11 protein-coding genes and 3 pseudogenes are annotated in these 9655 nt (G+C 39.0%); 6 read left to right on the forward strand and 8 right to left on the reverse strand.

Going from position 1 to position 9655, the window contains the following annotated elements:
- Positions 1–80 precede the first annotated feature (80 nt).
- Positions 81–362, forward strand: a pseudogene (locus LC574_RS11885) (hypothetical protein); the annotation flags it as partial.
- A 4-nt stretch (positions 363–366) separates the two neighbouring features.
- Here the strand turns inward: LC574_RS11885 and LC574_RS11890 are convergent.
- Positions 367–555, reverse strand: a pseudogene (locus tag LC574_RS11890) (DUF433 domain-containing protein); the annotation flags it as partial.
- Positions 556–745: 190 nt separating this feature from the next.
- On the opposite strand from LC574_RS11890, the gene LC574_RS11895 reads away from it, so the two are divergent.
- Entirely contained in the window at positions 746–1291 is a 546-nt protein-coding gene (locus tag LC574_RS11895) for a shikimate kinase (RefSeq protein ID WP_229453709.1), read from the forward strand.
- Positions 1292–1302: 11 nt separating this feature from the next.
- Here the strand turns inward: LC574_RS11895 and LC574_RS11900 are convergent, their stop codons facing one another.
- The 4 genes from LC574_RS11900 to LC574_RS11915 all read right to left on the reverse strand — a co-directional run bounded on the left by LC574_RS11900 (position 1303) and on the right by LC574_RS11915 (position 3054).
- The gene (locus tag LC574_RS11900; protein WP_229453719.1) at positions 1303–1926 is read right to left on the reverse strand and encodes a Uma2 family endonuclease; all 624 of its coding nucleotides are present in this window, start codon (positions 1924–1926) and stop codon (positions 1303–1305) included.
- Positions 1927–2042: 116 nt separating this feature from the next.
- On the reverse strand, positions 2043–2426 hold the full coding sequence (locus tag LC574_RS11905) for a PIN domain-containing protein (protein ID WP_229453710.1): 384 nt from the start codon (positions 2424–2426) through the stop codon (positions 2043–2045).
- Positions 2427–2429: 3 nt separating this feature from the next.
- Entirely contained in the window at positions 2430–2696 is a 267-nt protein-coding gene (locus tag LC574_RS11910; protein ID WP_229453711.1) for a hypothetical protein, read from the reverse strand.
- A gap of 175 nt (positions 2697–2871) precedes the next feature.
- Complete coding sequence (locus LC574_RS11915; protein WP_229453712.1) at positions 2872–3054, reverse strand: hypothetical protein; 183 nt, start codon at positions 3052–3054, stop codon at positions 2872–2874.
- 212 nt (positions 3055–3266) lie between these two features.
- Here LC574_RS11915 and LC574_RS11920 point away from each other — a divergent pair.
- Together LC574_RS11920 and LC574_RS11925 are read left to right on the forward strand one after the other, a co-directional pair.
- A pseudogene (locus LC574_RS11920) lies at positions 3267–3761 on the forward strand (ABC transporter ATP-binding protein); the annotation flags it as partial.
- A 76-nt stretch (positions 3762–3837) separates the two neighbouring features.
- Positions 3838–4416 (forward strand): Uma2 family endonuclease, encoded by a 579-nt coding sequence (locus LC574_RS11925; protein ID WP_229453713.1) that lies wholly within the window; start codon positions 3838–3840, stop codon positions 4414–4416.
- Positions 4417–4496: 80 nt separating this feature from the next.
- Here the strand turns inward: LC574_RS11925 and LC574_RS11930 are convergent, their stop codons facing one another.
- Entirely contained in the window at positions 4497–5087 is a 591-nt protein-coding gene (locus LC574_RS11930; protein ID WP_229453714.1) for a Uma2 family endonuclease, read from the reverse strand.
- 282 nt (positions 5088–5369) lie between these two features.
- On the opposite strand from LC574_RS11930, the gene LC574_RS11935 reads away from it, so the two are divergent.
- A complete protein-coding gene (locus tag LC574_RS11935) occupies positions 5370–6083 on the forward strand; it encodes a Uma2 family endonuclease (protein WP_229453715.1) in 714 nt (237 codons plus the stop codon).
- Positions 6084–6666: 583 nt separating this feature from the next.
- Positions 6667–6987 carry a hypothetical protein gene (locus LC574_RS11940; protein WP_229453716.1) on the forward strand — a complete coding sequence of 107 codons (321 nt, stop codon included), beginning with the start codon at positions 6667–6669 and terminating at the stop codon, positions 6985–6987.
- A gap of 469 nt (positions 6988–7456) precedes the next feature.
- Here the strand turns inward: LC574_RS11940 and LC574_RS11945 are convergent, their stop codons facing one another.
- Complete coding sequence (locus LC574_RS11945) at positions 7457–7969, reverse strand: metalloregulator ArsR/SmtB family transcription factor (protein ID WP_229453717.1); 513 nt, start codon at positions 7967–7969, stop codon at positions 7457–7459.
- Between the two features lie 263 nt (positions 7970–8232).
- Positions 8233–9519 (reverse strand): glutamyl-tRNA reductase, encoded by a 1287-nt coding sequence (locus LC574_RS11950; protein ID WP_229453718.1) that lies wholly within the window; start codon positions 9517–9519, stop codon positions 8233–8235.
- Positions 9520–9655 lie beyond the last annotated feature (136 nt).

Raw genomic sequence — 9655 nt, forward strand, 5'->3', positions numbered from 1 at the left:
GTAATTCTTTAAGGAATTGCCGAACCTTATCCTGTCTCAAAACCCAAGATACAAGTTCAGCAAATAAACAAACTATTTCTATGGTAAACCGAAACAAATCTGTCAACAAGCAGCGCCAGCGTTACCAATCTCTAGTAGCAACAGCATTGTTAACTAGTAGCCTTTTCCAATTTATTGCACCCGTATTAGCTGAAGGTACAGCTGCGGGTCAATCCATCAGTAACGAAGCGACTGCTACCTACCAAGATCCCAACGATACAAGTACTACAATCAATGCGACTTCTAACACTGTTACTGTGACTGTGGCAGAGGTTGCAGGTATTACCGTAACGCCCGTTGGTGTCATTGATGATAACGGTGGTACTAAGCTAGAGCAGCATAAACATCAGCTAAAGTGATACTGGGATAATGATAAACGATTTCGTCAGGCGAAAGCCCCATCCGTTCGTGCCAAATAACAATATCTTGCACTCTAATTCGGTGTCCAGCAATGCGTGGTTTACCCCCATCTGGAGTAATTTCAATGTGTTCTGAGATTACTGGTATCTTAGACATTTTATCCAAGAAACACTCCTATAAGAACAAATTATATTTTAATTATCACCTGATTAGCGATCGCCAATCAAGTAATTTTATCCGGTTGCGCGATCGGTGAGAAACTCCATATTTTTAAATCCCAGATTGAGTCGTTGAGTTTATAATTATAAACTGTGACTCAGCACTCAGAATTGGAGCAAAGCAACTGGTGAGCAGCTTATTACAAGGAGTCAACCTGTACTTAATTGGGATAATGGGCGTTGGTAAGACGACAATAGGGCGCTTACTGGCGAAGGAATTGGGTTATGGGTTTGTGGATACCGATAATGTTATTGCCCAAGCAACAGGTAAATCTATCAATCAGTTATTTGCACAAGTTGGTGAAGCAGGGTTTCGCCAGGTAGAAAGTAACGTGCTTTCACAAGTTTGTGCTTTTACAAAGTTGACTATCGCAACTGGTGGGGGCATTGTACTGCGGCGAGAAAACTGGGGTTACTTGCACCACGGTTTGATAGTGTGGCTAGATGTGCCAGTGGAGCTAATTTACAGCCGTTTAGCTGAGGATACCACAAGACCACTGCTGCAAGATGCTGATCCTAAAAGGAAATTGCGATCGCTCCTCGAACAACGAACACCGCTTTACTCTCAAGCTGATTTGCACATCACCGAGCGAGAGGGAGATACACCTGAAGACGTTGCCAAGCGAATACTTGAGGCAATTCCTAGTGTTCTCAAAACACAAGTTTCTCATTAAGAAGACTCAAGTCACCAAATTTTGGCCATCCGTAGGATAAACCCTGGTAATTCTGGATTACCACTAACTGCTTCGGGATTTTCCAAAATTTCAACTTCTCGATTAGGACGGTAAATGTAGACTTTTCGATTTTGCCGATTAATTAACCAGCCTAGTGATGCACCGTTATCGATGTACTCCTGCATTTTCTCTTGTAATTTTATCAGGCGATGTCTACGACGGGCTACGCCTACGCTAGAGGATCTCAACTCAATCACAAAACTGGGACAAATTGGTGCAAATGAAGCTTTTTGTGCATCTGTTAAAGCATTCCAGCGCTCCAGTTGAATCCAAGAAGCATCAGGGGAACGCATCGCTCCATTGGGTAGCGTAAAACCTGTACTGGAGTCAAAGCCTATGCCAGTGCCATCTTGTTCAGTCCAATTCCCAAGCTGTGCAGCAATGTTAAAGTTACGGTTGCCCGTATCTGAAAAAGCTGGTGGCATGATGATGACTTCTCCATTGGCAGTGCGCTCAATTCGCAAATCTCCATTAGCTTGGCAAAATTCGTAGAACAGCTCATTTGTCATCTGCACCAGCGAGGGAAAATTTACCGTTAGGGGTGTGCTTTCAGTTTGGATTAGCAGCGTGGTCATTTTCATTCCCTAGCTTCAAAGCTTTATTTACATTAAGTAATATTAGTTTCTAGGGAGATGCAATTTCTGTAGGGTGTACAGCAGTTATTTCAGCGTAGCGAGTAAAATCCCTAATATTAAATGTAAGAATATGCGTTAGTCCATGTACTAACATTGCCGCTACTAATCTTTCTTGCATCATGTACATTAACTCCCATAACTCCGTAGTTAACAACCAATCTGCGCCACTGTTCGTAAATATCCGGTATGTCGGGTAAAATAGTAAATACATCTTCCAAATCTGTTAACGCAGCATCAGCATCAGCAACTGTCATCCCTAAACCATTTCTGTCAGTTGGACGAGTGCAGGTGCGCCAATATTCAATTAAGTTTTGTGGTGTTAAGTAATAATCTTTTGCTTGCATTTTTAGTATAGTAAGAGCATTTAAAGAATCAGAACGCATTGGATGTTCTAGTTGTGCTAGACGGAGAATAATATTTGTATCAATTAGAAATGCCATGCTTTAATCTTCTTCATAAATCCCGGTACGGCTTACATCATAATCTGATAACATCGGAATATTTTGAGTATGACGTTCTGACCACTTTTGCAATTTATTAGTCCATTTTTCCAAATTATTATTGTTTTCTGATGAAGGTAAAACTTCCGACGACTTTACACTGACATTTTCATGAACCTCTGTCTTTATTTTTTTTTCTAATAGCATTTTCTCCTCTAATGTTAGAGATTTGATAATATGTGCTATTGAGTCTATTAGCTTAAGGTTCATAATAACTCCTTCGTCAATAACGAGGATTACAAGATATATTTCTATTATAGCAATCGTATTTAAGCTCATCCCACCCCTAAAAGAGGAAGGGATTTCACGTTAAATCAGTGAACAGTGAACAGTTGCTATATCATTTGCAAATAAAGCAATAATAATATTAGTGTCAAGCAGGTATCTACCACTCATCTATATTTACTTGTTCGCAACCTTGTTCAATTGCTTCGCGCATCAACTGGATATCATTTGGCGATATTGTACCCGCAAAACTTAATAATTGTTTACCTGGAACACCATGAATTTGCGAACCTACTAAAGTTCGAGCAAACTCCAGCACTCGATATTGCAAGTCTTCAGGCATAACTTTTAATTATTCAATTAGCCGATCAAGAATCGGTGTATCTATATTTCTCCTGATAACTTTCGATTCTGGTTGCTAGTCCTTCTTTTAGAGATTTTCACATTTTTGAGACGAACCAAACAGCTATGGCTGATCAGTACAAACATACTCAAATTTGGCATCAGAGATTGTGACAAGTTACAAAGTCTTCTACACTGACTGCATAGGTTTTAACTCTCTCGCGGTTGTCGGTGTTAGAAAATATGCTGCTAGCGGCGCAAAAACAAACTGGTGAAAATTTTTGGCAAGTGCAATTGCAGCCGCACGTTGTAGCTAAAGAAGAAAAGCAACTCGAAGAACGGGCAATGTTTCTATTAGAATCAGTGGGCTTGGCAAAAAAAGCACACGATTATGCTGGTGGCTTGTCTGGTGGACAACGCAAGCTGCTAGAAATGGGACGGGCGTTGATGACTAATCCCAAGTTAATTTTGTTGGATGAACCTGCTGCTGGTGTGAATCCGAGGTTGGTTGATGATATTTGCGATCGCATTATCACTTGGAACCGTCAAGATGGGATGACTTTCTTGATTATCGAACACAATATGGATGTGATTATGTCCTTGTGCGATCGTGTTTGGGTACTTGCCGAAGGACAGAATTTAGCCGACGGTACACCCGCAGAAATTCAAACTAATCCCAAAGTTCTAGAGGCTTATTTGGTAAAATAAAGTGTCTGATTAATTTTTTTTATAAATTTGGCTCTTGTTAAAATCGAGTTGTATATCTCAGTGGAAAAAGCTTTTTATGTCAATGATGACGGTCAGAGATTTAGAGCAAGTTCAAACCGCTTTTACCGAAGCAGGTTTAGATTACCAGATGGAACTCGAAAATGGGAAAATTTCAATAATGGGCCCGTCAGATATTGTATCCAGCGAAATCAGTAGTCGTCTCATCGCCTTTCTCTTTGCTTGGATAAATCCTCGTCGCTGGGGAAGAGTGTTTGATTCTGCTGGCGGTTTCATTATGCCAGATACAAACCTCAAAGCACCCGATGTTTCGTTTGTTCGCGCTTCCCGACTTCTCCAAAGTCCTCGTTACTTTGGAGAACTTGTCCCTGACTTGGTGGTAGAAATTAAATCTCAAAGTGATAAAATTAAACTTATAGCAGCCAAAATTCTGAAATTTATAGAACTAGGAGCGATCGTCGGTATTCTAATTGATCCTGATGAAGAGACAGTTACAATTTATCGCTCTACAGGCGAACCGACAGTTTTGGAAAATGGCGATACTTTAACGATACCAGAACTTTTTCCCGGTTGGGAACTGCTCATTACTGAATTGTGGCCTCCTATCTTTACTGAGGAAGAAATACAAATTTTGTGAAGAACTTTAGTCGCTATTGAACTACATTATCACTATTATCAATTAGATTGCCGAATCCACAAACATTATTACGAATTATTTTAATCTTCATTATTTTCTGCAAAATTGACTTGCTCATAAAGGTCGCGCAATTCAATTTGAAAATCAACCGTTTGCAGTGATAAAGTTGCAGATTCATGTTCAAGTTCAGTAAATAACCATTGACTTTCCGCAGTTTTTACATAATGCATCACATGATACTGATATTGGTCAATTAAAATATATTCCTTGAATTCTGGAATAGAGCGATAATAAAGAAACTTATCACCTTGGTCATAATTTTTAGTCGATTTAGATAAAACTTCAGCAATTAACATCGGGTTCATAACTGTTGTTGTGCTGGTTCCTGTATAAATAGGTTGTCCCTCAATCACCATCACATCGGGATACGTATGCTGACGATAACGGGGTATCCACAAACGCACATCACCAATATAAACATCATAATTCTTGCCTCTCAAACCAAACTTCAAATAAGCATAAAAGTTGCCTGCAATTTTATTATGATTTGTAGTGCCACCCGTCATCGGTATAATTTCTCCATCACGGTATTCGCTTTTATATTCTGCCTTTTCTTCAATTTCTAAATACTCTTCAGGTGTGTAATATAATTTTTGTGTTTCTAACTGCATAAAAATACAACCTATGATTGTGCGGTTATTGTGCGGCTAAAATTTTTGATTATCTTACCATTTTAAAATACTGTCTGAAGTTCGTCGGCTACAAGTTTTATGTTTGGTAGGGAACGGGATGGGGTTTAGATTTGAGAGAAAGTCGCACACAGCGTCAAATCTTCGGAAATTTGGCTCGTGTTAAAATCGAATTGAATGAATATTGTAGTTAATTGATGGTATTTGCGATCGCATTATCATTTAGAACCGTCCTAAATATGAGAAAGCTGGAGGCATAGCATTATGGTAATCACTCCTAATACCGCATCTCAGGTCATCTACCTCGAAAGCGACGGACAACCAATGGCGGATAATACCAAGCAATTTCGCTGGATAGTAACTATTAAAGAAAATTTAGAAATTTTCTTTACATCGCAATCAGATGTATTCATCGCTGGAGATTTATTTTGGTATCCAGTTGAAGGCAATCCTAACATCAAACAAGCACCTGATATTCTGGTAGTGTTTGGTAGACCCAAGGGAGATAGGGGTTCTTACAAGCAATTTGAAGAAGATAACATTCCGCCACAAGTGGTATTTGAAATATTATCTCCTGGTAATACAACTAAAGAAATGGCAAAGAAACTCCTGTTTTATCAACGCTATGGAGTTGAAGAATATTACATTTACGACCCAGACCGAAATGAATTAACAGGTTTTCTGCGCTCAGAAGATTGGTTGCAAGAAATTAACCAGATTTACGGATGGACAAGTCCCCGTTTGGGAATCCGCTTTCAACTCACCCCCCAAACTCTAGAAATATATCGCCTTGATGGATATAAATTTCTTACACCCGTTGAGCTTGACCAAATACGTACACAAGAACGTCAACGTGCTGAACAAGAACGTCAAGCTAAAGAAATAGCTCTCCAACAACTGGAGGAAGAACGCCAACGATATCAAGATTTATTGACACGACTGCAAGAACGCGGAATTAACCCAGAACAACTGTTTTAAAACATTTTTCATCCTTATAGGACAATACGCTTGGATTAGCGCCAAAAACCTTAAAATGTGTAGGTTGGGGAGCCACTGCGTTGGGCGGGTTTCCCGACTTGTTCGCGCAGCGTCTCCGACAGGAGAAGCAAGTGGCGTTTGAGGAACGAAACCCAACATTTTCGGGACTTTTGCGGGGTTGAGGTAGGTTTACTTAAAAAAAACATAAATAAATACTGCGGTAAAAAATATATTACTAAAAACAAATAATATACTACCAAAACTTAAAAAATTTTCTGAAGCATATTTCCGGTAATTCCGGTAATTATGGTATAAAGTAACCGTAGCGCTAGCTCAAACAATTATCAATGAGTACTTATGCTTGTTTCCGGTATTTGAGGTATAGAGTCTAATAAACTAAGAAGTGTGTATGATATTCAGATGCCTAAGAAAAAAGACTCTATACAGTTAACTTTGCTTATTACACCGGAATTACGAGATGATTTTAAAATCGCTTGTACTAAAAATAAAAAAAGTATGACTCAAGTTCTTATAGACTTTATGACTCAATATGTAGATGAATCAAAAGTTAACTAATAATGCTATGACCAATACACCAAATAATTTAGAAGATATCAAAAATTTAGCTATTTATAATACACAAGCGATAGCAGCATTGACTAATAAAATTGATGATTTGACAACTAACGTTAATGAGCTAACCACTGATGTGAACCGTGTTCTAGCTCGTAGTGCTGTACTCGATGATGTGATTTTAGAGTTACAAGAATCGCAAGAACAAAACCAGAGAAGTTTTGAACAATATCGCCAAGATTTTTTAGAACATCAGCAGACTACCAATGCTGCACTTAATAGCTTAGAAGCAATATTACTGCAACTGATTAGGATATTTCCACAACAATAGTAATTTTTATTAAATTTAAAGAGAGGCTTTATTTTCTATGAGTTCCCTTATTTCAATTACCATTCTTTATTATGTTTTTATTGGAACTTTTTTGTATGTCGTTTGATATTGATAGTAAAGCAACAAATTTGTTTCTTATAAGTATATTTTTTTTATTGCTTTCTATTTATGGTGAAGCTAAAAAATAGATTTTACTTTTTTATTTGATTTAAATATATGTCGTCAAACTCCCATTTTCCGACCTCATCCACTATAGGAGTCAGTATTGACAAGCTTGCTACGGCTCCTAACACCTGTTCATCTGAAACTTCCAAGTATTTTTATAGCTGTCCAAATTTCGATGCCCCTTACGCAAGTGTCACAAAAAAATCGGATTTGTAGTTTGTAGTAAGCGGCTCTAGCTCTTATTTTGAGGACTAAAGTCCTCACTACGAACTGAAAATAATATGCCAGTTGCGTAAGTCCTGACTTATGTTACACGCCAATAAACCCCATTCTCTCGCTGCATTAACTGGCAAGCAATGAACTCCCGTCGCAACGTGGCGCAGTCAGGATGGTAGCGTTTGAGAATGTCATTTACTAGGCGTTCAGGATAATTGACTCCTATCTCAAACTGACTTGCTAGCCACTTGAGAATAACTAAACGCTTTTTGCGACTAGCAGGAATTTCTTTGAGACATTCGCCCTCGAAATAGTTTTTCAACACTTTGCTTTCCCAAGCTTCAGTATCCACATCCTCAATCAAGGATGCTATTTTCTCCGGTGTAAAAATTTCCTTACTAATGTTTTGCAAAGCCTCGCTATCCAATTGATATAGACGGCTATTCCCTTCAGGGTGCATTGTCACCAAATTTAGCTCCTTAAGTTTCCCTAAATGATGGGATACCGTCGGTTCCTTGAGTTGTAGTAGCACCGCCAATTCTTCGACGCTGCACTCCTGATTCGCCAGGATACCTACAATCTTCAATCGGCTATCATCCAATACGGTTCAGTTAAGGCCAAAACTCTTTATTAAAGTCAAATTTTTTAACGAACCGCCAAGGACGCCAAGGACGCAAAGAGAAGGAAGAAATGCTTAACTGAACTGTATTGGGCTATCATCCGCTAATGCCTTGAAAAAGCGGAGTAAGATGTTAAATTGCTCTGGTTGCATAACTAACTTCTAATTAGACATATATCTAATTAGAAGTATATCTAATTGAAAAGTTCAGATCAACGAGTAGGGGATCTTACTTGTTGTTCAATTTAACTAAATTGTTCCTCTGCATCAAGGTTAAATAACATTTGCAGAGTTTGCATACAGCGCCGTCTGGCTTCAACATCTTGCTGCGATCGCAATTGCACCATTGGGTCATGTAAAATTTTATTGACAATTCCCCGTGTTAATGCTTCAATTACCTCTTGATGTTTTTCTGCGAATTCCGAACCCAATCTCGACAAAGCTTTTTCTAACTCTTGTTCGCGGATGGTTTCAACTTTATTTCGCAGACAGCTAATAGTAGTAACAGTTTCAAGACTGCGCCACCAAATATCAAAGGCTTCCACTTCTTCCTCTAAAAGTCGTTCGGCTTCCTGTGCAATCTTTCGACGGCTTTCGTAGTTTTGCGCTACTACTGCCTTCAAATCATCCACATTAAATGCCTGCACATTTTCCAGTTCATTTACATCCGCATGAACATTACGCGGTACAGAAATATCAAATAACATTAAAGAGCGCTGAACTTCTAACACCATTTCCAATTTGGCACGGTCAAGTATTGGCTCTGTTGCCGAAGTACTTGTAAATACTAAATCGCTATTGACAATTAGGCTCATCATTTCCGATAGCGGATGAATTTCGATAAGTTGCTGAGGGAACTGCTTTGCTAATTCTAGGGCGCGATCGCGTGAGCGATTTACAATACTAATTTGCACAGCACCTTTAGAAATTAAGTGTTGTACTAACAGCCGCGACATTTTACCAGCGCCCAAAATTACCACTCGGCAAGCTGCTAAATTTGCCACTTTTATCTGCGCTAACTCTACAGCTGCCGAACTAATAGAGACAGCGCCAGTACCAATACTAGTTTCAGTGCGAACCCGCTTACCAGCTGTCAGCGCTTGTTTAAATAATCGATTCAAAATGGTTTTTATCCCGTTATATTGCTGCCCCAGTTTGTGAGTAGTCTTCACCTGAGCCAGAATTTGACCTTCTCCGAGTACCAGACTATCTAAACCACCTGCTACGCGCATAACGTGCATTACTGCATCATCATGTAGCAGCATAAATAAATGTTGTCGCAGAGAAAGCACGGGTAATTTACTGTATTCTGCAAGAAACTGCGTTACTTCCCGGATACCTTGGTCTGCTTCACTGGTAACAATGTAAATTTCCAGGCGGTTACAAGTGCTAAGAATTGCAACTTCGTCAATATGGGGATAGCTGGCCAGTTGAGCGATCGCACTTTCAATTTGTGGTTCTGGAATGCTCAGTTTTTCCCGGACTTCTACTGGGGCTGTTTTATGGCTTAACCCCACCACTGCTATATTCATTTGCTAAATCGTAGTTACTAGTTGGTAGTTGAAAATAGGGCATTGAGTGAGAATAGGGAACGGGGAATTTTTGTTTATTGGTTGGTAGTTTTTCCAACCAATAAACAATAACTAATCACTAAATACTAACTACTAA

Origin of the sequence: Nostoc sp. CHAB 5715, from assembly GCF_020829685.1 — a bacterium.
In the GTDB taxonomy this organism is placed as follows: domain Bacteria; phylum Cyanobacteriota; class Cyanobacteriia; order Cyanobacteriales; family Nostocaceae; genus Nostoc.

Excerpts from the sequence above, each read along its gene's own strand:
- LC574_RS11910 (WP_229453711.1), bottom strand. The coding sequence starts at position 2,696 with ATGAACCTTAAGCTAATAGACTCAATAGCACATATTATCAAATCTCTA.
- LC574_RS11935 (WP_229453715.1), top strand. The coding sequence starts at position 5,370 with ATGGTAATCACTCCTAATACCGCATCTCAGGTCATCTACCTCGAAAGC.
- LC574_RS11900 (WP_229453719.1), bottom strand. The coding sequence starts at position 1,926 with ATGACCACGCTGCTAATCCAAACTGAAAGCACACCCCTAACGGTAAAT.
- LC574_RS11950 (WP_229453718.1), bottom strand. The coding sequence starts at position 9,519 with ATGAATATAGCAGTGGTGGGGTTAAGCCATAAAACAGCCCCAGTAGAA.
- LC574_RS11915 (WP_229453712.1), bottom strand. The coding sequence starts at position 3,054 with ATGCCTGAAGACTTGCAATATCGAGTGCTGGAGTTTGCTCGAACTTTA.
- LC574_RS11940 (WP_229453716.1), top strand. The coding sequence starts at position 6,667 with ATGACCAATACACCAAATAATTTAGAAGATATCAAAAATTTAGCTATT.
- LC574_RS11930 (WP_229453714.1), bottom strand. The coding sequence starts at position 5,087 with ATGCAGTTAGAAACACAAAAATTATATTACACACCTGAAGAGTATTTA.
- LC574_RS11925 (WP_229453713.1), top strand. The coding sequence starts at position 3,838 with ATGTCAATGATGACGGTCAGAGATTTAGAGCAAGTTCAAACCGCTTTT.
- LC574_RS11905 (WP_229453710.1), bottom strand. The coding sequence starts at position 2,426 with ATGGCATTTCTAATTGATACAAATATTATTCTCCGTCTAGCACAACTA.